Origin of the sequence: Pseudomonas sp. WC2, from assembly GCF_050586545.1 — a bacterium.
Lineage (GTDB): Bacteria > Pseudomonadota > Gammaproteobacteria > Pseudomonadales > Pseudomonadaceae > Aquipseudomonas.
This window is the reverse complement of the sequence record NZ_JBOBDR010000007.1, coordinates 119693-146505: the sequence shown is the minus strand read 5'-3', so window position 1 is coordinate 146505 and position 26813 is coordinate 119693. Positions and strand designations below refer to the sequence as shown.

At 60.5% G+C, this 26813-nt stretch carries 24 protein-coding genes; 13 read left to right on the top strand and 11 right to left on the bottom strand.

Features of this window, described 5'->3' with window-relative positions:
• Positions 1 to 143: 143 nt before the first annotated feature.
• The 6 genes from ACQ4OE_RS10790 to ACQ4OE_RS10765 all read left to right on the top strand — a co-directional run bounded on the left by ACQ4OE_RS10790 (position 144) and on the right by ACQ4OE_RS10765 (position 6554).
• On the top strand, positions 144 to 449 hold the full coding sequence (locus ACQ4OE_RS10790; RefSeq protein WP_016986986.1) for a DUF3649 domain-containing protein: 306 nt from the start codon (positions 144 to 146) through the stop codon (positions 447 to 449).
• Positions 446 to 2032, top strand: a complete 1587-nt coding sequence (locus ACQ4OE_RS10785; protein ID WP_430946635.1) for a PepSY-associated TM helix domain-containing protein — start codon at positions 446 to 448, stop codon at positions 2030 to 2032. Before ACQ4OE_RS10790 ends, ACQ4OE_RS10785 begins: the two co-directional genes overlap by 4 nt.
• The gene (locus tag ACQ4OE_RS10780) at positions 2032 to 2358 is read left to right on the top strand and encodes a DUF3325 domain-containing protein (RefSeq protein ID WP_430946634.1); all 327 of its coding nucleotides are present in this window, start codon (positions 2032 to 2034) and stop codon (positions 2356 to 2358) included. Before ACQ4OE_RS10785 ends, ACQ4OE_RS10780 begins: the two co-directional genes overlap by 1 nt.
• Before the next feature lies 1 nt (position 2359).
• A complete protein-coding gene (locus ACQ4OE_RS10775; protein WP_158954864.1) occupies positions 2360 to 2926 on the top strand; it encodes an RNA polymerase sigma factor in 567 nt (188 codons plus the stop codon).
• Positions 2923 to 3912: a FecR family protein gene (locus ACQ4OE_RS10770; RefSeq protein WP_430946633.1), complete on the top strand. Its 990-nt coding sequence runs from the start codon at positions 2923 to 2925 to the stop codon at positions 3910 to 3912. The genes ACQ4OE_RS10775 and ACQ4OE_RS10770 overlap by 4 nt, the downstream gene beginning before the upstream one ends.
• A gap of 212 nt (positions 3913 to 4124) precedes the next feature.
• Positions 4125 to 6554: a TonB-dependent siderophore receptor gene (locus ACQ4OE_RS10765; protein WP_430946632.1), complete on the top strand. Its 2430-nt coding sequence runs from the start codon at positions 4125 to 4127 to the stop codon at positions 6552 to 6554.
• A 117-nt stretch (positions 6555 to 6671) separates the two neighbouring features.
• On the opposite strand, the gene ACQ4OE_RS10760 is transcribed toward ACQ4OE_RS10765, so the two are convergent.
• Positions 6672 to 7547: a helix-turn-helix domain-containing protein gene (locus tag ACQ4OE_RS10760; protein WP_430946631.1), complete on the bottom strand. Its 876-nt coding sequence runs from the start codon at positions 7545 to 7547 to the stop codon at positions 6672 to 6674.
• Positions 7548 to 7686: 139 nt separating this feature from the next.
• Between ACQ4OE_RS10760 and ACQ4OE_RS10755 the strand changes: the two genes are divergently transcribed.
• Positions 7687 to 8589, top strand: coding sequence for a DMT family transporter (locus ACQ4OE_RS10755; RefSeq protein WP_430946630.1), 903 nt, complete (start codon positions 7687 to 7689; stop codon positions 8587 to 8589).
• Between the two features lie 19 nt (positions 8590 to 8608).
• Here the strand turns inward: ACQ4OE_RS10755 and ACQ4OE_RS10750 are convergent, their stop codons facing one another.
• The 5 genes from ACQ4OE_RS10750 to ACQ4OE_RS10730 all read right to left on the bottom strand — a co-directional run bounded on the left by ACQ4OE_RS10750 (position 8609) and on the right by ACQ4OE_RS10730 (position 12928).
• A complete protein-coding gene (locus tag ACQ4OE_RS10750) occupies positions 8609 to 9118 on the bottom strand; it encodes a DUF2165 family protein (protein WP_430946629.1) in 510 nt (169 codons plus the stop codon).
• A 148-nt stretch (positions 9119 to 9266) separates the two neighbouring features.
• Positions 9267 to 10241: a 2-hydroxyacid dehydrogenase gene (locus ACQ4OE_RS10745; protein ID WP_430946628.1), complete on the bottom strand. Its 975-nt coding sequence runs from the start codon at positions 10239 to 10241 to the stop codon at positions 9267 to 9269.
• A 146-nt stretch (positions 10242 to 10387) separates the two neighbouring features.
• On the bottom strand, positions 10388 to 10852 hold the full coding sequence (locus ACQ4OE_RS10740) for a hypothetical protein (RefSeq protein WP_430946627.1): 465 nt from the start codon (positions 10850 to 10852) through the stop codon (positions 10388 to 10390).
• 352 nt (positions 10853 to 11204) lie between these two features.
• Positions 11205 to 11579, bottom strand: a complete 375-nt coding sequence (locus ACQ4OE_RS10735; RefSeq protein ID WP_430946626.1) for a DUF6124 family protein — start codon at positions 11577 to 11579, stop codon at positions 11205 to 11207.
• Positions 11580 to 11959: 380 nt separating this feature from the next.
• Positions 11960 to 12928 carry a LysR family transcriptional regulator gene (locus ACQ4OE_RS10730; RefSeq protein WP_122595079.1) on the bottom strand — a complete coding sequence of 323 codons (969 nt, stop codon included), beginning with the start codon at positions 12926 to 12928 and terminating at the stop codon, positions 11960 to 11962.
• A 181-nt stretch (positions 12929 to 13109) separates the two neighbouring features.
• On the opposite strand from ACQ4OE_RS10730, the gene ACQ4OE_RS10725 reads away from it, so the two are divergent.
• From ACQ4OE_RS10725 to ACQ4OE_RS10710, 4 genes are all read left to right on the top strand, one after another.
• A complete protein-coding gene (locus tag ACQ4OE_RS10725) occupies positions 13110 to 14609 on the top strand; it encodes an efflux transporter outer membrane subunit (RefSeq protein WP_430946625.1) in 1500 nt (499 codons plus the stop codon).
• Between the two features lie 142 nt (positions 14610 to 14751).
• Complete coding sequence (locus ACQ4OE_RS10720; protein WP_430946624.1) at positions 14752 to 16944, top strand: FUSC family protein; 2193 nt, start codon at positions 14752 to 14754, stop codon at positions 16942 to 16944.
• Positions 16934 to 17134 carry a DUF1656 domain-containing protein gene (locus tag ACQ4OE_RS10715; protein WP_007914106.1) on the top strand — a complete coding sequence of 67 codons (201 nt, stop codon included), beginning with the start codon at positions 16934 to 16936 and terminating at the stop codon, positions 17132 to 17134. Before ACQ4OE_RS10720 ends, ACQ4OE_RS10715 begins: the two co-directional genes overlap by 11 nt.
• A 10-nt stretch (positions 17135 to 17144) precedes the next feature.
• Entirely contained in the window at positions 17145 to 18011 is an 867-nt protein-coding gene (locus ACQ4OE_RS10710) for an efflux RND transporter periplasmic adaptor subunit (RefSeq protein WP_430946623.1), read from the top strand.
• Positions 18012 to 18130: 119 nt separating this feature from the next.
• On the opposite strand, the gene ACQ4OE_RS10705 is transcribed toward ACQ4OE_RS10710, so the two are convergent.
• Both ACQ4OE_RS10705 and ACQ4OE_RS10700 read right to left on the bottom strand, forming a co-directional pair.
• Positions 18131 to 18529 carry a DUF4440 domain-containing protein gene (locus ACQ4OE_RS10705; RefSeq protein ID WP_430946622.1) on the bottom strand — a complete coding sequence of 133 codons (399 nt, stop codon included), beginning with the start codon at positions 18527 to 18529 and terminating at the stop codon, positions 18131 to 18133.
• Entirely contained in the window at positions 18526 to 19896 is a 1371-nt protein-coding gene (locus tag ACQ4OE_RS10700; protein WP_430946621.1) for an MFS transporter, read from the bottom strand. Before ACQ4OE_RS10700 ends, ACQ4OE_RS10705 begins: the two co-directional genes overlap by 4 nt.
• A gap of 109 nt (positions 19897 to 20005) precedes the next feature.
• Between ACQ4OE_RS10700 and ACQ4OE_RS10695 the strand changes: the two genes are divergently transcribed.
• Entirely contained in the window at positions 20006 to 20887 is an 882-nt protein-coding gene (locus ACQ4OE_RS10695) for a LysR substrate-binding domain-containing protein (RefSeq protein WP_430946620.1), read from the top strand.
• 118 nt (positions 20888 to 21005) lie between these two features.
• Here the strand turns inward: ACQ4OE_RS10695 and ACQ4OE_RS10690 are convergent, their stop codons facing one another.
• Both ACQ4OE_RS10690 and ACQ4OE_RS10685 read right to left on the bottom strand, forming a co-directional pair.
• A complete protein-coding gene (locus tag ACQ4OE_RS10690; RefSeq protein ID WP_430946619.1) occupies positions 21006 to 21830 on the bottom strand; it encodes an SDR family oxidoreductase in 825 nt (274 codons plus the stop codon).
• 36 nt (positions 21831 to 21866) lie between these two features.
• The gene (locus ACQ4OE_RS10685) at positions 21867 to 22331 is read right to left on the bottom strand and encodes a multidrug transporter (protein WP_430946618.1); all 465 of its coding nucleotides are present in this window, start codon (positions 22329 to 22331) and stop codon (positions 21867 to 21869) included.
• A gap of 170 nt (positions 22332 to 22501) precedes the next feature.
• Here ACQ4OE_RS10685 and ACQ4OE_RS10680 point away from each other — a divergent pair, with 170 nt between their 5' ends.
• Positions 22502 to 25228 (top strand): RHS repeat-associated core domain-containing protein, encoded by a 2727-nt coding sequence (locus ACQ4OE_RS10680; RefSeq protein ID WP_430946617.1) that lies wholly within the window; start codon positions 22502 to 22504, stop codon positions 25226 to 25228.
• Positions 25229 to 25313: 85 nt separating this feature from the next.
• On the opposite strand, the gene ACQ4OE_RS10675 is transcribed toward ACQ4OE_RS10680, so the two are convergent.
• Positions 25314 to 26765, bottom strand: coding sequence for a mannose-1-phosphate guanylyltransferase/mannose-6-phosphate isomerase (locus tag ACQ4OE_RS10675; protein WP_122595068.1), 1452 nt, complete (start codon positions 26763 to 26765; stop codon positions 25314 to 25316).
• Positions 26766 to 26813 lie beyond the last annotated feature (48 nt).

The window sequence follows — 26813 nt, the reverse complement described above, 5'->3', positions numbered from 1 at the left end:
AGAACAAGAACTGTTCGCATTGTAGGGCTCCACGGTCACTGCCGGCAATCAGATGCTTTTGCATATGAGAATATTTATCATTAATATTGCTCGCCTATCAGTCCGGCACAGTCGTCGGACCTTTTTCGTTTCAGGGTCGAAACATGAAAGGCAAACTCGCCACACTTCCCATGTCCTACCGTCTGGCTGTCACCTCGCGAGTATTGGCGGCGGTGTTCGGCGGCTATCTGGTGGCCGCGTTGGCCAGTGTCACCCTGACGTTATGGCTGCCGTTGAGCCGCGCCGAAGCCGTGGTGACCGGCATGACCATTTCGTTTCTGGTCTATCTGGTCGCCGTGCTCTGGTGTTTCGCCTGCCGCACCGCGTGGTCGGCGTGGGTCGGGCTATTGGTGCCGAGTGTGATTTTGGCGACCATTTCCGGCGCGGCGCGTGGATTGGGCCTGGCATGAGAGAGGGTTTTCGTCAGGCGATGGCTTGGCTGCACACCTGGGTCGGATTGGTGTTCGGCTGGCTGCTGTTCGCGATTTTTCTGACCGGCACGCTGGCCTATTTCAAGGATGAAATAAGTCACTGGATGCAGCCGGAAATCCCTGCGCGCTCGGTGAGTGCCGAGACCAGCATGACCCTGGCTCAGGATTACCTGCAACAGCACGCGGCGGGCGCATCCCGCTGGCTGATCGCTTTGCCCGATGCCCGCGATCCCGGCCTGACCGTGCGCTGGCAGCAAAACCCCGCCAACCCCGGCGAGCGTGGGCGCTTCGAAGCGAAAACCCTCGACGCACAAACCGGTGCCGAAGTGCAGGGCCGCGAAAGCATGGGCGGCGAGTTCTTCTACCGGTTTCACTTTCAGTTGCAGATGCCTTACCCGTGGGGCCGCTGGCTGGCGACCATCGCCGCAATGGTGATGTTCGTCGCCCTGATCACCGGGATCATCACCCACAAGAAAATCTTCAAGGACTTCTTCACCTTCCGCCCGCGCAAAGGCCAGCGCTCATGGCTGGATGGGCATAACGCGGTGGGCGTGCTGGTCCTGCCATTTCACTTGATGATCACTTACAGCAGCTTGGTGATCTTCATGTCGATGGTCATGCCGGCGAGCATCGTCGCGTCTTACGGCAGTGACATAAACAAGTTCTACGATGAGGTGTTTCCTGCCTCGAAGACCCCCGAACGGGCCAACGTGACTGCAGCACTGGCGCCAATGGCACCGCTGCTGGCCAAGGCCCGCGCGCAATGGTCGGGTGGCGAGACGGCACGCCTGTCAGTGAGTAATCCGGGCGACGCCAATGCCATCGTGGTGCTGTCGCGCGCCGGTGATCACGTGGTGCATGATTTTGGCAGCGCCGTGACCTTCAACGGCGTCAGCGGAGAGCTGCTCGACAACACAGCGGAGCAACCCGTGGCGATGGCCGTGGGTGGCGCCTTCTATGGTTTGCACATGGGCCATTTCGCTGGGCCGGTTTTGCGCTGGCTGTACTTTATCTGCGGTCTGGCCGGCACGGCGATGATCGGCACCGGGCTGGTGATCTGGCTCGGCAAGCGGCAACTCAAACACGCCAAGAGCGGCGTGATGCCGTTCGAACTGCGGCTGGTGGAAGTGCTGAACATTGCCAGCATGGCCGGGCTGGTGTCGGCCGTGGCGGTGTTCTTTCTGGTCAATCGTTTGTTGCCGGTGAGCCTCGCCGGACGTGCAGATTGGGAAGTGAATGCGTTCTTTATCGCTTGGGGTTTGAGCGTGGTGCACGCGTTGTGGCGTCCGGGGCGCAAGGCCTGGGTTGAACAACTCGTGCTGGGCGCTGCACTGTTCGTCGCGGTGCCGCTGATCAATGCGCTGACCACGCCGTGGAATCTTGCTGCGACCCTGATGCAGGGCGATTGGACGTTGGCGGGTTTTGATCTGACGTGCCTCGCAACAGGCCTCTTCCTGGCGTGGGCTGCGTGGAAAATGCAGCGCGCCGCAAACACCGTCAGCGCCAAAAAGCCCCGTCGCGAAAAGGCTGCGCCAATCATCCTTGAACAAGGGGCGAACTGATGCTTCTGCCTCTGTTGCTGACCTACGCCGGATTCACCGCGTTGTGCCTGTCGATGCCTCGGCACCACGATGAACTGCTCGGCCGCAAGCCTTCTGTGCGACGTCGTCAAGGCCTGAAAATCGGTGGTTGGTTACTGCTGTGTTTGTCGCTGTGGGCGGCGGTGTCGGTGAACGGCTGGAGCTTCGGCCTGGTCGACTGGTTCGCCGTGCTGATGCTCAGTGCGCTGGCCTTGGTCTTGCTGCTGCCGTATCGCCCGCGTCTGGCCTTGGCCCTGGCGGGATTGAGCCTGTTGGCCAGTCCGCTCGCGGCATGGGCGCAGTGCTGAAGTGCTGATCGGTCTGCCGCCGGAATCCCGCGACGACGAACCGCGTGGGGCGCGTGCGCATTTTCTTCAGGTGTTCCTGTCCCAGCGTTCGCAAATGGAAGCGCTGGTGAACCGGCGCGTCGGTTGCCGGGCGACGGCGGCGGATCTGGTGCAGGATCTGTTTCTGCGCTTCTGGCGGCGGCCATTGGTGCAGGTCGAAGAACTCAGCACCTACCTGTTGCGCTGCGCCGGCAACATCGCCATCGATCATTTGCGCAGCGAAGGCACGCGCACACGCGTCAACGAAGGCTGGCAACCGGACGAACCGCACAGCCACGGCAGCGAGCCGCAAGCCGCGCTCGAAGCGGGCAACGATCTGCGCCATGTAGAAGCGGCGTTGCGCGCTTTACCCGAGCGCACGCGGCAGATCTTTTTGCTCAATCGCATTCACGGCCGCAAGTACGCAGACATCGCCAAGGCCATGGGCCTGTCCCAAAGTGCCGTGGAAAAACATATGATGCGCGCCCTCGAGGCCTGCAAGGCCAGCCTGCGCGAACCCGCGCCACGCCTGCCAGGGAAAGCACCGTGAAGCCATCAGAAACCATCACCCCGACGCTCGCTCAGGAGCAGGCCGCACTGGCTTGGCTGAGCCTGTTGCATGATCGGCCGAGTGCTGGCGATCAGCTGATTTTCAGCCAATGGCTGCGCGCTGATCCGGCCCACGCCGAGGCCTATGCGCAGGCGCAAGTGCTCTGGGAATTGAGCGAAGGCCCGGCGCAGACGCTGGCCGATGAAGACGCTTTCGCTTTGCAGGGTTATCTCGATGCGATGGACCGACCGCGTCGTTCGCCGCTGTTGCGTTGGTCGGGCGCGCTGGCGATGGCGGCGTGTCTGTTGCTGATGGTCAGCCTCGGTACGGGCTGGCAACCGCAGCGTTGGATCGATGATCTGGGGGCTGATTACGTGTCCGCGCCCGGCGAAATCCGCACGGTGACGTTGGCCGATCAATCGCAAGTCACCCTCGATGCTGACAGCGCCATCGCCGTTGATTTCAGCCGTGGCGAGCGGCATGTACAGCTGCGTCGCGGTGCGGGTTTTTTCAGCGTGACGCACACCGGTGATCCGTTTGTGGTCGAGGCCGAGAAGGGCGAGGCGCGGGTGCTCGGCACGCAATTCGAAGTGCGTTTGCAGCCGCATGGCGCGCAGGTGACGGTGCTCTCCGGGCGCGTTGGTGTGAAGGCCGATCATCAAGGCGAGCAGCAGATTCTCACGGCGGGGCAGCAGGTGGCTTACGGTGACGGATCGGCGGAAAAACTTCATGCCGTGGACAGTGATGCGCAACTGGCCTGGCGCCAGGGTTGGCTGACTTACTACAAGTCGACGCTGGCTGAGGTGGTTGAGGATCTGCGCCGGTATTACCCGGGAAGGATTATTGTGCTCAATGATGCATTGGCGGCGCGCAAGGTCAGCGGCAGTTTTCCGAGCAAGGATCCGCAGGCTGTGTTGAGTTCCCTGCAAGGAGTGTTGGGCTTTGAGCAGCATCAAGTGCTTGGGCATTTGATTATTTTGCGTTAAGGCTGCTGGCCTCTTCGCGAGCAGGCTCGCTCCCACAGTGGAACGCATTCCAATCTGTGGGAGCGAGCTTGCTCGCGAAGACGTCAGCCCAGACAACACACCTCCAAAAATATTTTCACATTAGGGGTGAGGTAAACCCGCTCCCCATCCGTGTAGTGACTGAAACTGCGAGCCATTCGCATCCGTAGCGGTTCTACACAGGTCATTGAGCAATGAAGTCCAAGGCAAATTCGGGTTCGATCAAACAGTGGTTGAGCGTCTCGGCGCTGAGTTTTTCGGCGTTGGCGTTATTGCCAATGAGCGTGGCGCTCGCCGCTGAAACCGCCAGCAGCCAGACGCAAAAGCAGTTCAATTTCGCCTTGGCCGCCAAACCGCTGCCGCAAGCCCTCAGCGACTTCAGCCGCGTCACCGGGCAAAGCGTGGTCTACACCGATGAAGCGCCGTACGGTCTCAGCGCTCCAGCGGTCACTGGCCAGATGAGCGCCGAACAAGCGCTGCAGCGCCTGCTCAGCGGCTCCGGCCTCAACTTCCGCCGCACCGACAGTCACACCTTGGCGCTGGAACCGAAACCGACCGAAGGCGCGCTGAACCTCGGCGCCACCACCATCACCTCGCTGCGCGACGATTCGATGAGTTATCAGCCGCCGGAAACCAGTTCGGTGATGCGTTCCTCGGCCTCGCTGCAGGAAGTCCCGCAGACCGTTAACGTCATCCCGGCGCAGGTCATTCGCGATCAGGCGCCGCGCAATCTTGATGATGCGCTGGCCAACGTCAGTGGCATTACCCAAGGCAACACCTTGGGCAGCACTCAGGATTCGGTGATGACCCGCGGCTTCGGCGATAACCGCAACGGTTCGATCATGCGCGACGGCATGCCAATCGTGCAGGGCCGTGGCATGAACGCCACGGTTGAGCGCGTTGAAGTGCTCAAGGGCCCGGCTTCGTTGTTGTACGGGATTCAAGACCCGGGCGGCGTGGTCAACCTGGTCAGCAAGAAGCCCGAGCTGGCCCAGTACAACGCGCTGACCCTGCGCGGCTCGACCTACGGCGACGGCAAGAACGGCAGCGGCGGGACCTTCGACAGCACCGGCGCACTGGGCGATTCCGGGCTGGCCTATCGCATGGTGCTCGACCACGAAGACGAAGATTACTGGCGCAACTTCGGCACCCATCGCGAAACCCTGATCGCGCCGTCGCTGGCCTGGTTCGGCGAAAGCACCAAGCTGTCGTTCGGCTATGAGCACCGCGAATTTCTCACGCCATTTGACCGTGGCACGCTGATTGATCCGCGCACGAACCATCCGCTGGACATCTCGCGCAACGAGCGTCTGGACGAGCCGTTCAACAACATGGAAGGCCGTTCCGATCTCTACCACTTCGAAGCCGATCACGAGCTCAACGACGACTGGAAAGCCCACTTCGGCTACAGCTGGAACCGCGAAACCTACGACGCCAGTCAGGTCCGCGTGACCGCCATCGACACTAAAAAAGGCACGCTGACCCGCAGCATGGACGGCACCCAGAACGCGATCAGCACCGACCGTTTCACCACCGCCAGTCTCGAAGGCAAAGTCAACGTGCTGGGCATGCAGCATGACCTGGTATTCGGCGTCGACGACGAATACCGCAAGATCTACCGCGCCGACCTGATCCGCCAGAAAAGCCTGAGCACTTTCAGCTACGTCAATCCGGTGTATGGCCGTGAAGTCGAAGGCACCACGGTCAGTGCCGCCGACAGCGCGCAGACCGATGAACTGCGCAGCGATTCGATCTTCATGCAGGACTCGATTCACCTCACCGACCAGTGGATTCTGGTTGCCGGCGGGCGCTTCCAGGAGTACGACCAGTACGCCGGCAAAGGCGTGCCGTTCAAGGCCAACACCGACAGCAATGGCCAGAAGTGGGTGCCGCGCGCGGGTCTGGTGTATCGCTACACCGACGCGCTGTCGTTCTACGGCAGCTACACCGAATCGTTCAAACCCAACTCGACCATCGCCCCGCTGAGCGGCAGCAGCACCGTGCTCGACGGCAGCATCGCGCCGGAAGAAGCCAAGTCGTGGGAGCTGGGCGCACGCCTCGATCTGCCGGGACAAATCACCGGCAACATTGCGCTGTTCGACATCAAAAAACGCAACGTGCTGGTGGCCAACGCTGAAGGCCCGACGACGATTTACAGCGCGGCCGGCGAAGTGCGTTCGCGGGGGCTGGAAATGGATTTGACCGGTCAACTGAGCGAGCGCTGGAGCATGATCGGTAGCTATGCCTACACCGATGCCGAAGTCACCGAAGACCCGGACTACAAAGGCAAGCGCCTGCAAAACGTGGCGAAGAATTCCGGCTCATTGTCGGCGGTGTATGACTTCGGCAGCGTGATCGGTGGCGACCGACTGCGCGTCGGCGCTGGCGCGCGCTATGTCGGCGAGCGGGCGGGTAACGCGGTGAATGATTTCGACCTGCCGAGCTACACCGTGGCCGATGCGTTTGCCACGTACGACACCCAGGTCGAGGGGCAAAAGGTCAAGTTTCAGCTCAACGTGAAGAACCTGTTTGATCGCACCTATTACACGTCGGCGGCGAGCCGGTTCTTTGTGTCGATGGGGGATTCGCGGCAGATCTCCTTGTCCAGCACCCTGGAGTTCTGATCTGAAACCGCGTCATCGTTCATCGCGAGCAGGCTCGCTCCCACATTGGAATGCAGTCCCCTGTGGGAGCGAGCCTGCTCGCGAATAGGGCATGACAGACAACAAGGCGCGGGAGCTCTAACGCAAAAACGCCTGCCGATATTCCCCCGGCGTCCCGCCCAACACCTGCTTGAACCGATTGGTGAAATGACTCGCACTGGCAAACCCGCACGCCAGGGCAATCTCCCCCAGCGGCACCGCCGTCCCGCGCAACAACTCCCGCGCGCGACTCAAGCGCCGCGCCAGCACGTATTGATGCGGCGGCAGGCCGAAACTGGTGCGAAACATCCGCGCAAAATGATATTCCGACAGCGCACACAATCCGGCGAGTTGACCGAGGCTGATCGGCTCGGCCAACTGGCTGTCGATGAACTCGACCAACTGGCGGCGCTGATGCGGCGCCAGCCCGCCCTTCAAACGCAAACCGTGGCGTGCGCCGACCTGGCTGAGCAAGGTATGGCTGATCAATTCATGAGCAATGCTACTGGTTAACAAGCGTTCGGCAGGTTCGTCCCAGTTCAGCGTCAACAGTTGCCGAAAGCGCTGCGCTTGTTGCGGGTCTTCAAGAAAGGTCTGCTCGCGCAACTGCATCTCACGCGGTTCGCGGTCCAGCAAGGTGACGCAACCGAGGGCGAATTGTTCAGCGCTGAAATACAAATGCGCGAGACGGATATCGCCGTTGATCACCCAGCCCGATTCGTGATCGGCGGGCAGGATGCACAACTTGTCCGGCCCGCCCTTGTGTCCCGGCTGGCCGCGACGAAACGTGCCAGTGCCACCGGCGATGTAGCACGACAGCGTGTGATGGCTCGGCGCTTCGTATTCCTGGGCGTCGTGGTGGTTGGTCCACAACGCTGCAGACAAGCCGTCACCGAGCTCGGCGCTGTGCACAAGGCGTGCGTTCGGCGAGCGGTTAAGCGCTTGAAAGACTTGCAGGCTATCGATGGCGGTCATGATCGGTTCTCTTCAACGCCTTGCATCCTACTCCGTAGACTTCGCGCTGCCAGCCCACTGCCGGACAAAAGCGCAAGAATCTGCAAGCGCTCAAGGCAATCCTCGGCAGACACTCAAGGCCTATTGAGGAGTAAGCGCCATGAACCTGTCGTTGTATTTGCTGACCGTGCTGATCTGGGGCACCACCTGGATCGCCCTGAAATGGCAGTTGGGCGTGGTGGCGATTCCGGTGTCGATCGTCTATCGCTTCGGCCTCGCGGCGCTGGTGTTGTTTGTGTTTCTGCTGCTCAGCCGGCGACTGCAACCGATGAACCGTCGCGGCCATCTGATTTGCGTGGCGCAAGGGTTGTGCCTGTTCTGTGTGAACTTCATGTGCTTTCTCACCGCCAGCCAGTGGATCCCCAGCGGTCTGGTGGCGGTGGTGTTTTCCACCGCAACACTGTGGAACGCGTTGAACGCGCGAGTGTTCTTTGGTCAGCACATTGCCCTTAACGTCTTGATGGGTGGCGCGCTGGGTCTGTTCGGTCTGGGCATGCTGTTCTGGCCTGAGCTGGCCGGGCATCACGCCAGCCCACAAACCTTGCTCGGGCTCGGTCTGGCGTTGTGCGGCACCTTGTGTTTCTCGGCGGGCAACATGCTGTCGAGCCTGCAACAGAAGGCCGGCCTCAAGCCGTTGACCACCAACGCCTGGGGCATGGCTTATGGGGCGGCAATGCTGTCGGTGTGGTGCCTGCTCAAAGGCATTCCGTTCGACATGGACTGGTCGTCGCGATACGTCGGCGCGCTGCTTTACCTGGTCATTCCCGGCTCGGTGATCGGTTTCACCGCGTATTTGACGCTGGTCGGGCGCATGGGCCCGGAACGCGCGGCGTATTGCACGGTGCTGTTTCCGGTGGTCGCGCTCAACGTATCGGCATTTGCCGAAGGCTATCAGTGGACGGCGCCAGCGCTTTTTGGCCTGGTCTTGGTAATGCTCGGCAACGTGCTGGTGTTTCGTAAATCCAAAACGGCGCTGGTGCCGCCACAAGGCAAGTTGGCTTGAAACGAACGAGCGCTGTCTATCAGCGCTCGACTTTCAGGGTGATGTAAATCATCACCGGGAATATGAAATCAACGATATGTCGCGCCCAGTCTTTCGCATTCCAGGTTTGTGAAGTGTCCATGTCAAACCATTCGACGCCGACAGTTTGCAGGCACACGTAATAAATGAAGATGGCCACCAGTATTCCCATGATCGAGAACTTCTTGGCTTCATGAAAAGCTTCGGCCGAGTCGTTGATCTTGCGGTACAAGTGATAGGTGCCCATCAGGCAGAGCACGGTATAGGTGACTTCCATCGTGATGATGAACCAGTAGATCCGGTGGTGCAGATAAGGCGAGTCGATCGCCCGGTACATGATGTTGTCGTTGGCGGTGGTGGTGTCCATGCTCAGGATGTGAGCGACGTAGACATAATTCGAGTTGTAGTCGAAGAAGTTATGAATCATCACCAGCAAGCCAAAGAAACTGATGTAAGCCATCAGTATTACCTTGCTGTAACGGATAAGTTTGTCGGTGGTCAGGCTGTTCACGGTTATTGCTCTCCTTGGCGTTCTATCGTTGATTCGATAGTGCAGAGAGCTTATAACGCCGAAGTTTCAGTGGGGCTGTTGTTGGGTTTCAAGTTGTGTAGGCAAGTTATAGCGGGCAAGTGCATGTTTGCACTTGCCCGTTTTGGTTTCAGCCGCGCCAGACTTGCGGGTTGACCAGATCCTGCGGGCGTTCGCCGAGCAGAGCGCTGCGCAGGTTGGCGAGGGCGCGATTGGCCATGGCTTCGCGGGTCTCATGGGTGGCCGAGCCGATGTGCGGCAGGGTCACGGCGTTTTTCAATTGGAACAGCGGCGACTCGGCCAGCGGTTCTTTTTCGTAAACGTCCAGACCGGCGCCGCGAATGAGGTTGTTTTGCAGGGCTTCGATCAACGCGGGCTCGTCCACGACCGGGCCGCGAGAGATGTTCACCAGGATGGCACTCGGTTTCATCAGCGCCAGTTCGCGGTGGCTGATGAGGTGGCGGGTCTTGTCGCTGAGCGGCACCACCAGGCAGACGAAATCGGCTTCGGCGAGCAGTTGGTCGAGGCTGCGAAATTGTGCGCCGAGTTGTTGTTCAAGGTCGGTCTTGCGGCTGTTGCCGCTGTAGATGATCGGCATGTTGAAGCCGAGGTGGCCACGGCGGGCGATGGCGGCGCCGATGTTGCCCATGCCGACGATGCCGAGGGTTTTGCCATGCACGTCACAGCCGAACAGTGGAGCGCCAACGCTGGCTTGCCATTGGCCAGCCTTGGTCCAGGCGTCGAGTTCGGCGACGCGGCGGGCGCTGCTCATGATCAGCGCGAAGGCGAGGTCGGCGGTGCTTTCGGTGAGCACATCCGGGGTGTTGGTGAGCATGATGCCGCGTTGGTTGAAGTAATCGAGGTCGTAGTTGTCGTAGCCGACGGAGACGCTGGAGACCACTTCGAGTTTTGTCGCGGTTTCGAGTTGCGCCTGGCCGAGTTTGCGGCCGACACCAATGAGACCATGGGCGTGGGGCAGGGCTTCGTTGAATTGGGCGTTGATGTCGCCGGTTTTTGGGTTGGGGACAATGACGTCGAATTCTTGTTGCAGGCGTTCAATCATCGGCGGGGTGATGCGGCTGAAGGCCAGGACAGTCTTTTTCATTGCTGAGGGCTCGTCGGGCTTGATTGCAAGCAAGCTAACATTTTCTCGCTTTGATTGTCTTGGTGGGCTTGGCAGCCTTTGGGCCCACCCAGTTATTGAGTGGGGGAGGAGCGGGGATGCGCCCCGCTCTTGTCGCTTCAGCGCAGTTACTTGTCGTCGATTTCGAGGTCTTTGACATCGATTTTGCCGTCGTAGACTTGATGGACTTCGCGGGTATCGAAATCCGTAAAGGTGAAGTTGAAGGAGGCTCTGAACGTTCCTTTATCGATATCGAAGTTTTCTATATCGATAAAGCCTGCATTTTTCGCGGTTGTGTAGCCTTTTGTGGTTGAGCCCAGAGTGTGCGAGAAGCTGAACGGAGAGGGGAAGTGCTGGGTGCTGAATTCGTGCCGGCCTTTCTTGATGTTTGCATCAAATATCAAGTGGATCTGAAAAGATTCGTCTAGCGCCAGTTGGTATTTGGCTTGCAGAACGACATTCTTGTGGTTGGTCACAAAAAAGCTGGGTTCTCCGGCAAATTTATCGGTGACGTAGTCTTTGTTGAGTTTGGCTGTGACAGTGCCGCTACCGGATTTTTTACGGGTATCGAGTTTCAGATCTTTGATAGACATCTCTTGCTCCTTGCAGTTAGTCGAACGTTACGAAACCGATTGTTCCCGCCTGTTGATAAAAAATGCGCTGTCATAGTCGACAGGTTTAATAGGTCGATCGGCAATTAACGAATGTCCTATGGATTCATATTCAAGGCTTAAAAAGCCGCTCGCCCGCGAAGGCGATCTGACAGCCACCCCATTTTTACCCGCCGTACTCAGTCTCTGTGCGAGCTGCCACGCAACTCCCTCAGGGTTGTCAGAGCGCTGTCTGGTCTCCCTTTCAAGCTAGGACTGGGAGTTCAGTGCGTCAACTGTCAGAGTTGACAGTTGACGCTGCGCAGGAAGTGGCGCAGGGCGGTTTCAGGTTGGCTCAGCAGTGAGGCCGGGGTTGAGCGATTTCGACGTTATCCAGCACCTGATTCACCGCCAGTTCCGCGAGCATGATGATTTGCTGGATCGCCAGAATCGTATGGCGCTGCGGCGGGTCGATGTAGCCGGCGATGTCGCTGGTCATGATGCTGGCCGAGGCGAGGGATTCGCAGGCGTGGGCCAACAGGGTTTCGTTGTTCTGGTCGGGGGTGACCTGAAACAGGGTGCTGGGTTTGTGGAAGCGCAGGGTGAGTGCGTTGGGTTTGAGGTAGTGGTCGAGGGCGCGTTCGGCGGCGTCGTGGAATTGCTTCGAACCGGGGAATTCGTAGGGTGACGTGTCGTCCGGTTCGGGCGGATTGGGTGTTGGTTTGAACATGGTGAAGCTCCATTCGGGATGTGGAGTTCGCCAAGCACTGCGACCAAGCAATAGGGTGGCGAACCGTACGCGGGTTGGTCGACCAGGGAATGGAAACCCGGCAGAGCCGAAGCTCTCCCACGCACGGCTCGCCATTAAGCAAGCTTGAAAAGTGCGCCATTCTAAACCCGGGCGACCAAGCCCGGTCGCTGATTCGTCAGCGACCCCCGAATCCTAGCCACCTCACTTCCGACGGACAACCGACGCGACCTGTCGGAAACATCCGCGAAATCCACGTTCTGTAGGAGCTGCTGTAGGCTGCCATCTTCTGATTTTTAAACATCAAAACCAAAAATATCGCAGCCTTCGGGAGCTCCTACACGGGCGTGGTGTGTTTAAGATCAGTTGGCGACGCGGGCGCCGGCGAGGCTGCCGCTCAGTTCGTAAGCGGCCAGCTCAGCCTGATGCGCCGCGAGAATCTCCGGCAACGACCCGCGCAAATACTCGACCCACGTCTTGATCTTCGCATCCAGATATTGCCGCGAAGGGTAGATCGCATACAGATTCAGCTCTTGCGAGCGGTAGTTCGGCATCACCCGCACCAGTGTGCCGTTGCGCAAACCTTCGATCGCCGCATACACCGGCAGCACACCCAGGCCCATGCCGCTGATGATCGCGGTTTTCATCGCGTCGGCGGAGTTCACCAAAAACGGCGAGCTGTTGATGGTGACCACTTCCTGGCCTTCCGGGCCGTCGAAGGCCCATTTCTCCAGAGGAATCACCGGGCTCACCAGACGCAGGCAGGCGTGGTTGAGCAGGTCGCTGGGTTTTTGCGCGGCGCCGTTGGCTTTCACGTAGGCCGGTGAGGCGCAGACGATGCTGTAGGTGATGCCCAGTCGCTGGGAAACAAAACCCGAATCCGGCAGTTCGCTGGCGAGCACGATGGACACGTCGTAACCCTCGTCGAGCAGGTCCGGCACGCGGTTGGCCAGGGTCAGGTCGAAGGTCACGTCCGGGTGGGTTTTACGGTAGCGGGCGATGGCGTCGATGACGAAGTGCTGGCCGATGCCGGTCATGGTGTGCACTTTCAACTGCCCCGCCGGGCGCGCGTGGGCGTCGCTGGCTTCGGCTTCGGCTTCTTCGACGTAAGCGAGGATCTGCTCGCAGCGCAGCAGGTAGCGTTTGCCCGCCTCGGTGAGGGCGATGCGTCGCGTGGTGCGGTTGAGCAAGCGGGTTTGCAGGTGGGCTTCCAGGTTGGAGACCGCGCGCGAGACGTTGGCGGTGGTGGTGTCGAGTTGCACGGCGGCGGCGGTGAAGCTGCCGGCCTCGGCCACGCAACTGAAGGCGCGCATGTTTTGCAAAGTGTCCATGGGGTGCTCTCAAGGGAGATGGCAAATTGTGACACGAAGTTTCGGGGGCTGAGACCCCCGACCAAGGGATTATCTCGTTAACCGTAACAAAGATTCACAGAAATCCCAGCTTATCGCCGTTCAGGGCGTTCCCTAGAATTGCGCCACCTCGCTTCCTCCCCTCTCTCAGGAATTCGCAGCTGTGCCGCGTCGCATCAACAGAGCGCTTTTGCCGCTCAGTGTTCTGGCTTTCACCCTGGGTCTCAGCGGCTGCATCTCAACTGACGGAATCGCCCCGCAAGGCGAGGCGCTGGAGGCCAATTCACTGGCCACCGACGACGCCATCGCCCACGCCGCCCGTGACGCCCATTGGCCCACCGCGCAATGGTGGCAAGCCTACGGCGACCCGCAGCTCAATCGCTGGATCGACCTCGCCGTGCAAGGCAGCCCGAGCATGGCCATGGCCGCTGCCCGAGTGCGTCAGGCCAAAGCCATGGCCGGTGTCGCCGAGGCGGCCGAGTCGTTGCAGATCAATGGCGAGTCGACCCTCAAGCGCCACAACTGGCCGACCGATCAGTTCTACGGCCCGGGCGATCTGGCCAACACCACCACCTGGGATAACAACGCCGCACTGGGTTTCAGCTATGCCCTCGACCTCTGGGGCCGCGAAAGCAACAGCAGCGAACGGGCGGTGGATCTGGCGCACATGAGTGCCGCTGAAGCGCGGTTGGCCCAGCTGGAATTGCAGAACAACATCGTCCGCGCCTACATCGAGTTTTCGCTGCATTACGCTCAGCGCGACATCGTCGCGGCGACGCTCAAACAGCAACAGCAGATTCTCGATCTGGCGCAGAAACGTCTGAACGGCGGGATCGGCACGCATTTCGAAGTCAGTCAGGCCGAAACGCCGCTGCCGGAAACCCATCGACAAATCGATGCGCTGGACGAAGAGATTGCCCTCAGTCGTAATCAACTTGCCGCGCTGGCGGGTAAAGGCCCGGGCGAGGGCGCGCAGTTGCAGCGCCCGACCTTGTCCCTTGGCGCGGCGTTGAAATTGCCGTCGGCGTTGCCCGCCGAACTGCTCGGTCAGCGGCCGGACGTGGTCGCCAGTCGCTGGCAAGTCGCCGCTCAGGCGCGCGGCATCGACGTGGCGCATGCCGGGTTTTATCCCAACGTCGATCTGGTCGGCAGCCTCGGTTACATGGCCACCGGCGGCGGTGCGCTGGAGTTTTTGACCGGCAAGAAACTCAACTACAACGTCGGCCCGGCGATCTCGCTGCCGATCTTCGACGGTGGTCGACTGCGCGCGGAGTTGGGTGAAGCCTCTGCCGGTTACGATATCGCTGTGGCGCATTACAACCAGACGCTGGTGAATGCGCTGAAGAACATTTCCGATCAGTTGATCCGCCGCGAATCGATGGACAAGCAGCAAGGGTTTGCAGCCGAGTCAGTGGCCACGGCGCAGAAGACGTACGACATCGCGATGATCGCCTATCAACGCGGCCTCACCGATTACCTCAACGTGCTCAATGCACAGACGTTGCTGTTCAAGCAGCAGCAAGTGCAGCAGCAGGTGCAGGCGGCGCGGTTGAGTGCGCATGCCGAGTTGGTGACGGCGCTGGGTGGAGGGCTCGGGGCGGGTAACGATGTGCCGAGTCCTGAGAAAACCCAGGCCCCGAAAACCCCGGCCCTCCTGCGTTGAACACACAACCCAATGTGGGAGCGAGCCTGCTCGCGAAAGCGGTTTACCTATCGACATCAAAGTTGAATATGAAAACGCATTCGCGAGCAGGCTCGCTCCCACAGGTCCTGCGACCAAACCGAATCTCATTGAGCACATCTGAATGACTCCCTTGCCCGCACCTTTGCGCTGGCTCTACTCCCTGGAATGGCGCCGGGGTTTTTTCGACTGGGCGCGCAGCGATGGCGTGACCTGGGTCTATATCTTCAAGGTGTTGCTCGCCGCATTCCTGACGCTGTGGCTGGCCATGCGCCTGGAATTGCCGCAACCGCGCACGGCGATGATCACCGTGTTCATCGTCATGCAGCCGCAGAGCGGCCAGGTGTTTGCCAAGAGTTTCTATCGCTTCCTCGGCACATTGGCCGGCTCGGCGATGATGGTCACGCTGATTGCGTTGTTCGCGCAGAACACCGAACTGTTTCTCGGCTCGTTGGCGATCTGGGTCGGCATCTGCTCGGCCGGCGCCGCACGTTGCCGCAACTTCCGCGCCTACGGTTTTGTCCTCGCCGGTTACACCGCAGCGATGGTCGGATTACCGGCGCTGGCGCATCCGGACGGCGCGTTTATGGCGGCGGTGTGGCGAGTGCTGGAAATCTCGCTGGGGATTCTCTGTTCAACGCTGATCAGCGCCGCGATCCTCCCGCAAACCGCCAGCGCCGCGATGCGCAACGCCTTGTATCAGCGCTTCGGCGTGTTCGCACTGTTCGTCACCGATGGCTTGCGCGGGCGCAGCAAGGCCGAATCTTTCGAAGCGAGCAACGTACGCTTCATTGCTGAAGCGGTGGGTCTTGAAGGCTTGCGCAGCGTGACGGTTTTCGAAGACCCGCACATGCGTCGGCGCAACGGTCGGCTCAGTCGTTTGAACAGCGAATTCATGGGCATCACCACGCGCTTCAACGCGCTGCATCAGTTGCTCGAACGTCTGCGCGGCAATGGTGAAGAGCACGTTGTGGCAGCGATCAAACCGGGTCTGCAGGACCTCGCTGAAGTGCTCGATGGCTTCAGCGGCCGCGCCCTGACCAGTCCTGATGCCGCCCGATTGGCAACTGCGCTGGACACCTATAAAGAAGGGCTGCCGGCACGGGTGCGAAGCTTGCGCGCGATATTCCAGGAAACCGATCCGAGCGAAGCCGAACAACTGGATTTCCACACCGCGTACGAACTGCTTTATCGCTTCGTCGACGATCTGCACAGTTATGCACAGACCCACGCGTCACTCGCCGATCACCGCCACGAACGCGAGCGCTGGGATGAACCGTTCACCCCGCAAACCAACTGGTGGGCCGCTGCTGCATCGGGTATTCGCGCCTCGTTTATTTTGGTGGTGCTCGGCAGTTATTGGGTCGCGACCGCGTGGCCAAGTGGTGCGACGATGACGCTGATCGCCGCCGCCACTGTGGGCCTGTCGGCAGCGACGCCAAACCCGAAACGCATGGCATTTCAAATGGCCTGCGGCACTTTTCTCGGCGCACTGATCGGCTTCGTCGAGATGTTTTTCATCTTCCCGTGGATCGATGGTTTTCCACTGCTGTGCGTGATGCTTGCGCCGGTGATCGTGCTCGGCTCGTTCCTCACTTCGCGGCCACAATACGCCGGTGTCGGCCTCGGTCTGCTGATCTTCTTCAGCACCGGTTCGGTGCCGGACAACCTGACGATCTACAACCCCTACACCTTCATCAACGACTACATCGCCATGGTCATGGGCATGCTCGTTTGTGCCGCCGCCGGGGCGATTATTCTGCCGCCGAACAGTCGCTGGTTATGGAAGCGTCTGGAGCAGGATCTGCGCGGCCAAGTGGTCTACGCGATCAGCGGCAAACTCAAAGGCCTGGCGTCGAGTTTCGAGAGCCGTACCCGCGATTTGCTGCATCAGGCCTACGGGCTGGCGGCCGGGGAGCCAAAGGTACAAAAGAATCTGCTGCGCTGGATGTTCGTGGTGCTCGAAGTCGGCCACGCGATCATCGAGTTGCGCAAGGAACAGGCGATCCTGCCAGTGCACCCGGCCTATGCCGAATCGCAGCCGTGGCGGCAAGCGATTCGCGTGATGGGCCGCGCGCTGGTGCGGCTGTTTTTGCAGCCTAACGCCAGCAATCTTGAACGCGCACTGGTCGCGGTGGATCACGCCATCAGTCGCGTGGCGGCGACCGACGAGCCCTTCGCGCCGCACTTCGATACCTCGGCATTGCGTCGGGTGAAGAGCTATCTGCACTTCATCCGCACCTCGCTGCTCGACCCGCAATCGCCGCTCGCTGCCTATGCCATCGCCAAGCCCGAAGGACTTGCCCATGCCTCGTGAAATCGCCTTCCACGGCGTGTACATGCCGACCATGACCCTGATGTTTTTCATCGCTGCGGCACTGGCCTGGGCGGTGGACCGGTTCTTGTCCGGGTTCGACCTGTACCGTTTTTTCTGGCACCCGGCGCTGCTGCGTCTGAGTCTGTTTACCTGTCTGTTCGGCGCCATGGCGCTGACTGTCTACCGTTGAGAACGTCCCGATGAAAAAGTTTTTCAGCCTGCTCGCGACCCTGCTGGTGCTGGCCCTGGCGCTGTGGATCGGCCGCACGTTGTGGGAGCACTACATGAACACGCCGTGGACCCGCGACGGCCGCGTGCGTGCCGACATCATCAACGTCGCCGCCGACGTTACCGGCGAAGTGATCGACGTGCCGGTGCGCGACAACCAATTGGTGAAGAAGGGCGATTTGCTCATGCAGATCGACCCCGAGCATTACCGCATCGCGGTCAAACAGGCGCAGTCGCTGGTCGCCTCGCGCAAGTCGACGTGGGAGATGCGCAAGGTCAACGCCCATCGCCGCGCCGATCTGGACAACCTGGTGATCTCCAAGGAAAACCGCGACGACGCCAGCAACATCGCCGACGCCGCGCTCGCCGATTACCAACACGCGCAAGCACAACTGGAAGCCGCCGAACTCAATCTCAAACGCACCGAAGTGCGTGCTGCGGTCGACGGTTATGTCACCAACCTCAACGTGCATCGCGGTGATTACGCGCGCATCGGCGAGGCGAAAATGGCCGTGGTCGACATGAACTCGTTCTGGGTCTACGGCTTCTTCGAAGAGACCAAACTGCCGCACGTGAAAGTCGGTGACAAGGCCGATATGCAGTTGATGAGCGGCGAAGTATTGAAGGGCCACGTGGAAAGCATTTCCCGCGGCATCTATGACCGCGACAACCCGGAAAGTCGAGAGCTGATTGCTGACGTGAACCCGACGTTCAACTGGGTGCGGTTGGCGCAACGGGTGCCGGTAAGGATTCACATTGATGAAGTGCCGGAGGGTGTTTTACTGGCGGCGGGGATTACTTGCACCGTTGTGGTGAATCAGCGCGTTGTGGATAACTGACAGAGCGCGTCGCTCAATTCGCGAGCAAGCTCTCTCCCACAGGGGCATGCATTCCAAATGTGGAAGCGAGCCTGCTCGCGAATGAGGGCGACTCGGTGTGTCAGACCAACACCGAGTCATCACTCAGCGCAAAACGTCTCCTGCAAATGCCGCCAAACCACCCGTCCCGATTCGGCGCGGTCAAACACCACCGTCGCCCGCCGATCCGAATGCAGCCCGCTCGCATCGGTCTGCCGCTCGCGGTAAGTCACCGTTGCGCCGCGCTCATGCCACGCGATCCCGCGTAACTCGCTGAGCTCAATTCTGAACCCGTGCTTCTTGCCGCCCGCCATGCGAAACAGTGCCGCCAACGCCTCAAAATCCAAAGCCCGACCCAGCGGCGAGACCATTGAAAACGCGGGCGAAAACCGCGTCAGCAAATGCTCCAGCGCAGCGTCTTCCTGTTCCACGGCAAACCATCGTTCGATGGCTTCGTGGGCTTGAATCACTTCGTCAAAATAAGCGGTGTAATCGGTCATGTGGATCTTTCCTCAACGGGGGATGGGTTCAGCAATGCGAGCACATGGGTCGAATCAAAACGCAGCACACTGGCCATGGGGATCAGCGTCAGCAGTGCCGCAGCGACAAAGCAGGCGTGGAACGCGTGGCCGCCAAGGGCGCCCAACAACGAACTGAGCAGTGCCGCGCCAAGGCAGAAACCGAGCTGACGATTGATATTCCAGAGCGCGCTGGAGTGGCCCATTTTTTCCGCTGCGATGCCGACGAAGGCCAAAGTCTGCGCGGTGACACTGCACAGGCTGCCGCCCAGGCCCATCAGCGCGTAGGCGATGATCAGCGGCGTGTTGGCGGGTTGTTCGATACGCATCAACACAACGATGCCGATGCATTGCAGGAGCATGCCGGAGCCGAGCAATGGCTTGGGGCCGAGGCGATTGAAACTGCGTTTGCCGAGCAAGATTGCCACCCCCGAGCCCGCCGCCCAAGGCAACATCAGCGCACCGATTTGCGCGGCGCCGACGCCGAGGTTGTGCAGGTACAACACGGCAATCATGTGGGTGCCGGTGAACACGCCGGGCACACACAGATAGATCAGCATCGCCAAGCGCAGCGACGGATTCCTGATCAGTTGCAGATCGAGGATGGCGCCGGGTTTGCCCCAGCCATCGCGAAAATAGAAACACAACGTGAGGGCGCCCAGTAGCAGGACAATCACGCCGACGGCTCGTGTGTCGGTTGCGCTCAGCAGACTGACGGCCATCAACAACAGACTCAGTGCCGACGCGGCCAGCAGCAGGCCACGCGCGTCCAGTGGCGGGCGCTCACTGTTCGGCTGATCGGTTTTCAGCCAGAACGCACCCAGCGCCAAAGCCAAAAACGCTAACGGCAGATTCAGATAGAAAATCCAGCGCCAGGACAACGCCTGAACGATCAAGCCACCGGCCGCCGGTGAGAGTGCCGGCACCAGCAGGGCGACCAGCAAAACCACGCCGGTAAAATGCGCACGCTGCGAGGGCGGAAACTCTCGATAGGCCAAGGCTTGGCCGATAGGCAGCAACAAGCCGCCCCCCAACCCCTGCAACAGCCGCCAGCCGATCAGGCTTTCAATCGATCCCGCTTGCGCCACCAGTGCCGAGCCGAGCCCGAACAGCAGCAATGAAGCGAGGATCAGCCGCCGCTCGCCAACCCGTGTTGCCAGCCACACGCTCAGCGGAATGACCAGGGTCAGGCCGAGCATGTAGGCGTTGGTGATCCACGCCAGTTGCGTCACCGAAGCGTGCAATTGTTGCGCAATATCGGGGTAGGCGATGCTGGCGACAAACATGTTGAGCAGGTCGAGGGCGAAACCCAGCAAATACACCAGCGCGACTTTCGAGCGATAAGCCATGACAACTTCCCTGTGATGAGGCGTTCAGAGTAGGCGGCTTGTCGGGTTAGGAAAACGCTGTTTTGGCTGCTAGTTTGTCAAAATTATTTTGACAAGGAGCGCCGTGAACATGGTCAGCCTGGACCGTTTTGACACCTTCAAGGCCGTGGTGGAAGCCGGTTCGTTGACCGCTGCCGCCGATACGCTGGGGCAGACGCGCGCGGTGGTCAGCTTCAACCTCAAGCGTTTGGAAGAGGAGCTTGGCGTCACGTTGCTCACCCGCAACACACGGCAACTGGCGCTGACCGACGCTGGCGAACGCTTTTATCGACGCTGTCTGCGCACCTTGGACGAGGCGCAGCTGGCGATCGAGGAAGCCCGTTCCGAGCATTCCCAGATCAAGGGCACGTTGCGCATCACCACCACCGTGGAATTTGCGCTGGCACAAGTGGTGCCGGCGCTTGAAGTATTTCGCCAGCAGCAGCCGCAGTTGAATATTCATCTGTCGACTTCTTCGACGCATGCCGACCTGATCTCCGAACGGTTCGACATGGCGATACGGCTGGGCCGCATGCACGACTCCAATCTGCGTGCGGTGCAGTTGTCGACGTTCGAAGTGTTTGCGGTGGCCGCGCCGGGTCTGATTGAGCGTTTTGCCCCGGTGGCGACGCTGGCGACTCTGGAGTCGATGCCGACATTGGGGCATGGGCGGGTGCCGGAAATGACGGTGACCGACCCGCACGGTGCGGAGCATTTCTACCAGCCAAAACCGGGCACCACTGCGATTGTCGCGGACAACTCGGCGACGCTCAGGGCGTTTGCCCTGACCGGGCAAGGCGTGGCGATTTTGCCGCAATGGCTGATCCAGGAGGATCTGCAGGCTGGACGGCTAACGCGGTTGCTGGCGGATCATCGCTTTGCGCAACAAGGGGTGTACGCGTTGTATCCGGACACCCGGCATCTGCCGCTGAAAGTGCGGGCATTCATCGATTTCATGAAGGGCTGGGGCTGACTTTCGTGTTGTCTGTTCCCGCCCAATTGCCAGCAGGGCTGGCTCCCACATTGGATCTGTGTCGCTCACAAATCCCCCGTGGGAGCTAGCCCTGCCAGCGATTGGCGGCGACGCGGTCTCAGAGTTGCCCGCGCAACCCGAACCGCTTCATCAGTGTCGATTCCAGCAAGCCCTTGGGCGCCAGCGTCGCCAGCAACGGCAAGGCGCGGCTGCCATTGCCGATGCGGATCAATCGCGGTGGTTTGCTTTGTTGCGCAGCCTTGAGCAGTTCAGCGGCGAACTCATTGGCCGGGGTCGGTTTGTCCTGCGAAGCCTTGGCCCGTGCACGAATCCCTTCGCGCAGCGGAAACCACGGCGATTGTTCGTTGATCAGTAGCTCGGCTTCATGCCCGGCGTTCTTGGCGAAGCTCGATTGAATCGCCCCCGGCTGCACTTCCATCACGCGAATGCCGAAGGGCGCCAGCTCCATGCGCAAGGCATCGCTCAACGCATGTACCGCGGCTTTCGAAGCGCAGTAAGCACCGGCAAACGGCGTGACCAGAACGCCTGACACACTGCCGATATTCACCACCAGACCTTTAGTCCGGCGCAGCACCGGAAACAGCGCACGGGTGACGCCGACGATCGAGAACACATTGGTTTCGAACTGACGCTGCATGGCCGGCACGCCGCCGTCGAGCAGCGGACCCATGGCCCCGTAACCGGCATTGTTGATCAACACGTCGAGGCCGCCGTGTTGCTGGTTGATTCGCTCAGCGAGTTGCTCCAGTGCGGCGCCGTCATTGACGTCCAGTTGCACAGCGGTGAATCCGGCAGCGCTCAGCACGGCGACATCTTCAGTCTTGCGCGCACTGGCCCAGACATCGAAACCGGCGGCTTTGAACGCATCGGCGAGGGCGCGGCCAATGCCGCTGGAACAACCGGTAATCAACGCAACGGGCATGGCGCATTCCTTGTGCAACAAATGGGGGGAGGGGAATCAGTCAGAGAAACTACCCTGCAAGCGCTCGGCGCGAAACTCCAGGGTTTGCGGGCGATAACCGGGCCGCAGCGGTGGCAGCGGCAAGCAGTCTTCCCAGTTGCCACCGGCCTGCAATTCGCCCGGGCCGCGGTAACGCGGCGCTGTGTATTGATTGTCGGCCAGATTGACCGTGTCGCCCGGCGCATAAGCTGCAATGCGCCAGCGCAGTTCGGTCAGCGGCACGTCGTTGCCGTTGTTCATCTTCAGTTGCAACGGGCGATCGGCCGGGCATTGTTCGGGCGCGTAGCTGATGCGCAGTTCAAGGCGCGCCAGTTGTTTGATCTCGCGGTTGTCCAGCCACACCACCCACACCGCAACCAGACCGAGCCCAATCGCGGCGGCCACCGACACCGGCAAGGCCTTGGCCGGGTAGCGCAACAGCAGGACCAGCCAGGTGATGACCAGTAAAACGCCGATGAACATAGGGGAACACTCCTTGAGTTCGTGGCCTCCATCCTACCGAAGGGCTGCGCGAATGGACATGCACGCCGCCACGGATTGCACCGCTGGTCGGAACTGTAATTTCTGACAGTAGGCACCCGCGCTGGCGCCTGCTCAGATATCCACAGGCCAAAAAGGATTCGGGCAACCCCATGGGCACGCACAGCAAGACACCGACACTGGCGGTCATCGACCCACGCGGTCTGGAAATCCGTGCGGTCGGTTACTGGCGCGCCAATGAGACCGGGCCGGTTGAATCGCGCATCACCCGCACGGCCCGCGACCCGGCAGGGCGCGCCGTGCAGCAGTGGGACCCGCGCCTGTGGCGACTGCACGTGTCGGATCCGCAGACGCCGGCCAGTCTGACCACGGTGTATGCATTGAGCGAGCAGATACTGCGCTCGAACAGCACCGATGCTGGCATGCACATCGAGTTGCTCGGCCCAGGCAATCAAGCGTTATTCGGCTGGGACAGCCGTGGCACAGGCACAGAGGCTGAGTTCGACGGCTTGCTGCGCCCTAAGGCCAAATTCGAGGCTGGCGTCGGCGAACCTCGACGTTGTGTCGAACGGTTTCTTTACGGCGAACCAGAGGAGGCCGACGCGCAACGCAATCAGCTCGGCCAGTTGATCCGTCACGACGATCCCGCCGGCAGCGTGCTTTTCGAGCAGTTTGCAATCACCGGCCAATGCCGCGAAAACACCCGCCATTTCACCGCTGATACGTCCAGCCCCGATTGGCCATTGCCGATCGAAGAGCGAGCGCAGTTGCTCGAACCCGGAGCGGGCGCGAATACGCGGTGGCGCTATGCGCCGCTCGGGCCGCTGCTTGAACAGATCGATGCGAAGGGTCACCGGCAAAGCTTTGCAATAACGCTGGATGGGCGTTTGCGCAGCGCCGCGTTGCAACTTCAACATCACACCACCGCGCGGCCGCTGGTCAGCCACATTCGTTACAACGCCGATGGCCGGGTCGAGTTCGAAATCGCCGGCAATCGCGTCAGCTCGACACTGCGCTATCGCGTGCAGGATGGTCGGCTGCTGGAGCGCCAGGCCATCACGGAAAAGGGCGTGGTGCTCCAGCATTTGCTGTATCAATACGACCTGATCGGCAATGTCCTCAGTATCGAAGACCAGGTGTTGCCGGTGCGTTATTTCGCTAACCAGCGAATCGATCCGATCAGCCGTTTTCGCTATGACAGCCTCTATCAGTTGAGCGAGGCGAGTGGCTGGGAGGCGGCCGTGGGGCAGGGAGACACGCCACTGGCCAATTATCGTCAGCACTACCGGTACGACGACGGCGGCAACCTGCTCAAGCTGAGCCACGTCGGCGCGCAGGCACCCGGGCATGATCTACAAGCTGCGCGTTACAGCAATCGTTGTTTGCCTTGGCGCAATGGCGTGCCGCCCGATGAGACGGAAATTGCCGCAGCGTTTGATGCGCGCGGCAATTTGCGCGAGCTGGCGGCGGGCCGGTCGCTGGTGTGGAATCTGCGCAACCAGTTGCAATCGATCACCCCCGTGCAGCGCGATGACGGCTTGAGTGATCAGGAAGTGTATGTGTACGACGGTCAGGGCCAGCGTGCGCGCAAGGTTCGCGCGTTGCAGACCCGCGCGCGCACGGTCGTCGCGCAGGTGCGCTATCTGCCGGGGCTGGAATTGCGCAGCGACAGCGGCACGGGCGAGGAACGGCAGGTCATCGTCGTTGCGGCCGGGCTCAACAGTGTTCGGGTCATCCATTGGGACAGTCCGCCGCCGTCCGGTGTCAACGATCAGTGTCGCTACGACTTCAGCGATCATCTCGGTTCGGTGGGCTTTGAACTGGCCGAAGATGCCCGGGTCATCAGTCGCGAAGTCTTCTATCCGTTCGGAGCAACGGCATGGCATCAAGCCTGCGAGGCCAGCTACCGAACCGTTCGCTACACTGGCAAGGAACGCGATGCGACGGGGCTGTATGACTATGGCTTTCGTTATTACATCCCGTGGTTGCAGCGCTGGCTCAATCCTGATCCCGCCGGGGCGGTCGACGGGCCGAACCGTTATCGTGCGATGCGCAACAACCCGCTGTTTTATCTGGATCCCGATGGGCTGGATCCCGACCCAAAACCGAAAGACCGGACGTATCGGGATTTGGCGGATCGCGGTCTCGTGAATGCCTTCCAGGCAGATGGCATGCAACCCGTACGTAATTTTTATGCCAATGACCCCGATCCGCGAGTTCAGGCGTATCGTCAGGCCATCCCCATTGCACTTGAGGAGCTGGGTCGTCAGGGTAATTCGCCGCTCAACACTCATCAGGCGCACGTGCTTGCCGCCGCCAGAACCCAGACTTCTCCGCCGTCCGGGCCGGTGATGTATCACGCTGGCGAGATGATTTCCTCCGTCATGCACAAGTTGGTGGGCGAGAAAGCCACCAGCCAGATCATGGGTCCCCTTTCGGTCGCATTCAACAGTCCGGTCGAAGACCCGCGAGTGCTTGCGCAAAGGCGAGGAACCGTGGCGTCGACATTCCAGTGGGGGGGCAAACTATTGAGCGGTACGAGGCATCCGGCGGCACAAGTCGTGGGCGCGGTAAGTCGCACGGTTGGCAACCTGATGGAAATGTCCGAAGCCCAGACGACTATGCAGTATCGGCAATTGACGACACCCGCGACCTTCGCTTCGCCGAGGTCACGTTCACCAGATGGCGTTGCGCGGAACATCGGTTCAATGACGGCCACCCATCAACCGTCGCCGTTCGCACCGCCCCCGGAAACGCCAAGCCCTCTGGCGCAGCAACTGTTTTTTACGGCGTTCGCGCAGCCATCAGCGGATCTTATCCACAGCGACCTGGAAGACGGTTTCGACAACCGTCCGCGTCGAGGCTCTAATTTCGGGTAGAAAAAAGCCCCCGCCCAACCCGCTGCGGATAGGGGACGCAGTGGGCTGGACGGGGGCTTCTTGTTTTACTGAGCGTTGCCGATCATTACTGGGCGATGGTCTTCACCGACACGCCGCGTTCGATCGGGGTGGAGCGGCCATAGATATCTTCGAAGCGTTCGATATCGTCTTCACCCAAGTACGAACCCGACTGGACTTCGATGATTTCCAGCGGGATCTTACCCGGGTTGCGCAGACGATGGACCGAGGCGATCGGGATATAGGTCGACTGGTTTTCGCAGAGCAGGAACACGTTGTCATCGCAGGTCACTTCGGCAGTGCCGCTGACCACGATCCAGTGTTCGGCGCGGTGGTGGTGCATCTGCAGCGACAGGCAGGCGCCCGGTTTCACCGAGATGTGCTTGACCTGGAAACGTCCGCCCATGTCCACCGAATCGTACGAGCCCCACGGACGATAGACTTCGCAGTGGTTCTGGGTTTCGCTGCGGCCCTGCTCGTTGAGCGTGTTGACCATCTGCTTGACGCCCTGAACCGAGTCCTTGTGGGCAATCATCATGGCGTCTTTGGTTTCGACCACAACGATGTTTTCCAGACCGATCACCGACACCAGTTTGCCGTTGCCGTGGATCATGCAGTTCTTGCTGTCCTGAATCACCACGTCGCCTTTGCTGACGTTGCCGTTGGCGTCTTTCTCGTTGACTTCCCACAGTGACGACCAGCAACCCACGTCGCTCCAGCCTGCGGTCAGCGGCACCACGCAGGCACGCTGGGTTTTTTCCATCACGGAATAGTCGATGGAGTTGTCCGGGCAGCAGGCGAAGGTGGCTTCGTCGAAGGTCACGGTGTCGTTGTCCTGCTCGCTGCGCTCAAGGGTCAGCAGGCAGGTGTCGTAGATGTCTGGATCGTGCTTTTTCAGCTCTTCGAGGAAGCGGCTGGCGCGGAACAGGAACATGCCGCTGTTCCAGTAGTAACCGCCGGACGCAACGTACTCGGTGGCGCGTTTGACGTCAGGTTTTTCGACGAAGTGCGACACGCGGCTGACGCCTTCGGGCAGCAGCGAATCGCCGGTGGATTTGATGTAGCCGTAACCGGTTTCCGGTTTGGTCGCCGGCACGCCGAACAGGACCATTTCGCCGTTTTCGGCAGCGACGGTGGCGAGGGCGAGGGCGCGTTGCAGGGCTTTCTGGTCTTCCAGCACGTGGTCGGCCGGCAGCACCAGCATCAACTCATCACGGCCTTCGTTGACCAGCATCATCGCGGTCAGCGCCACGGCCGGCGCGGTGTTGCGGCCGAACGGTTCCATGAGGATGCGCTGGCATTCGAGATTGCGATTGGCCAACTGCTCGTTGACGATGAAGCGGTGATCCTTGTTGCAGACCACGATCGGGGTGTCCATGCCTTCGAACACCAGACGCTCGAGGGTCTGCTGGAACAATGTGTGTTCGCCGGTCAGGGCGAGGAATTGCTTGGGAAACTGCTTACGCGAAAGCGGCCAAAGACGTGAACCGCTACCACCTGACAAGATCACCGGAATCATATTGTTTACTCCATAAAATCGATTGGTTAGAGGCACGAACGCTGTGTC

What these genes read in the sequence shown, in the direction of transcription:
- ACQ4OE_RS10790 (WP_016986986.1), top strand. Translation starts at nt 144, where the DNA reads ATGAAAGGCAAACTCGCCACACTTCCCATGTCCTACCGTCTGGCTGTC.
- ACQ4OE_RS10785 (WP_430946635.1), top strand. Translation starts at nt 446, where the DNA reads ATGAGAGAGGGTTTTCGTCAGGCGATGGCTTGGCTGCACACCTGGGTC.
- ACQ4OE_RS10780 (WP_430946634.1), top strand. Translation starts at nt 2,032, where the DNA reads ATGCTTCTGCCTCTGTTGCTGACCTACGCCGGATTCACCGCGTTGTGC.
- ACQ4OE_RS10765 (WP_430946632.1), top strand. Translation starts at nt 4,125, where the DNA reads ATGAAGTCCAAGGCAAATTCGGGTTCGATCAAACAGTGGTTGAGCGTC.
- ACQ4OE_RS10760 (WP_430946631.1), bottom strand. Translation starts at nt 7,547, where the DNA reads ATGACCGCCATCGATAGCCTGCAAGTCTTTCAAGCGCTTAACCGCTCG.
- ACQ4OE_RS10755 (WP_430946630.1), top strand. Translation starts at nt 7,687, where the DNA reads ATGAACCTGTCGTTGTATTTGCTGACCGTGCTGATCTGGGGCACCACC.
- ACQ4OE_RS10745 (WP_430946628.1), bottom strand. Translation starts at nt 10,241, where the DNA reads ATGAAAAAGACTGTCCTGGCCTTCAGCCGCATCACCCCGCCGATGATT.
- ACQ4OE_RS10740 (WP_430946627.1), bottom strand. Translation starts at nt 10,852, where the DNA reads ATGTCTATCAAAGATCTGAAACTCGATACCCGTAAAAAATCCGGTAGC.
- ACQ4OE_RS10735 (WP_430946626.1), bottom strand. Translation starts at nt 11,579, where the DNA reads ATGTTCAAACCAACACCCAATCCGCCCGAACCGGACGACACGTCACCC.
- ACQ4OE_RS10730 (WP_122595079.1), bottom strand. Translation starts at nt 12,928, where the DNA reads ATGGACACTTTGCAAAACATGCGCGCCTTCAGTTGCGTGGCCGAGGCC.
- ACQ4OE_RS10720 (WP_430946624.1), top strand. Translation starts at nt 14,752, where the DNA reads ATGACTCCCTTGCCCGCACCTTTGCGCTGGCTCTACTCCCTGGAATGG.
- ACQ4OE_RS10715 (WP_007914106.1), top strand. Translation starts at nt 16,934, where the DNA reads ATGCCTCGTGAAATCGCCTTCCACGGCGTGTACATGCCGACCATGACC.
- ACQ4OE_RS10710 (WP_430946623.1), top strand. Translation starts at nt 17,145, where the DNA reads ATGAAAAAGTTTTTCAGCCTGCTCGCGACCCTGCTGGTGCTGGCCCTG.
- ACQ4OE_RS10705 (WP_430946622.1), bottom strand. Translation starts at nt 18,529, where the DNA reads ATGACCGATTACACCGCTTATTTTGACGAAGTGATTCAAGCCCACGAA.
- ACQ4OE_RS10700 (WP_430946621.1), bottom strand. Translation starts at nt 19,896, where the DNA reads ATGGCTTATCGCTCGAAAGTCGCGCTGGTGTATTTGCTGGGTTTCGCC.
- ACQ4OE_RS10695 (WP_430946620.1), top strand. Translation starts at nt 20,006, where the DNA reads ATGGTCAGCCTGGACCGTTTTGACACCTTCAAGGCCGTGGTGGAAGCC.
- ACQ4OE_RS10690 (WP_430946619.1), bottom strand. Translation starts at nt 21,830, where the DNA reads ATGCCCGTTGCGTTGATTACCGGTTGTTCCAGCGGCATTGGCCGCGCC.
- ACQ4OE_RS10685 (WP_430946618.1), bottom strand. Translation starts at nt 22,331, where the DNA reads ATGTTCATCGGCGTTTTACTGGTCATCACCTGGCTGGTCCTGCTGTTG.
- ACQ4OE_RS10680 (WP_430946617.1), top strand. Translation starts at nt 22,502, where the DNA reads ATGGGCACGCACAGCAAGACACCGACACTGGCGGTCATCGACCCACGC.
- ACQ4OE_RS10675 (WP_122595068.1), bottom strand. Translation starts at nt 26,765, where the DNA reads ATGATTCCGGTGATCTTGTCAGGTGGTAGCGGTTCACGTCTTTGGCCG.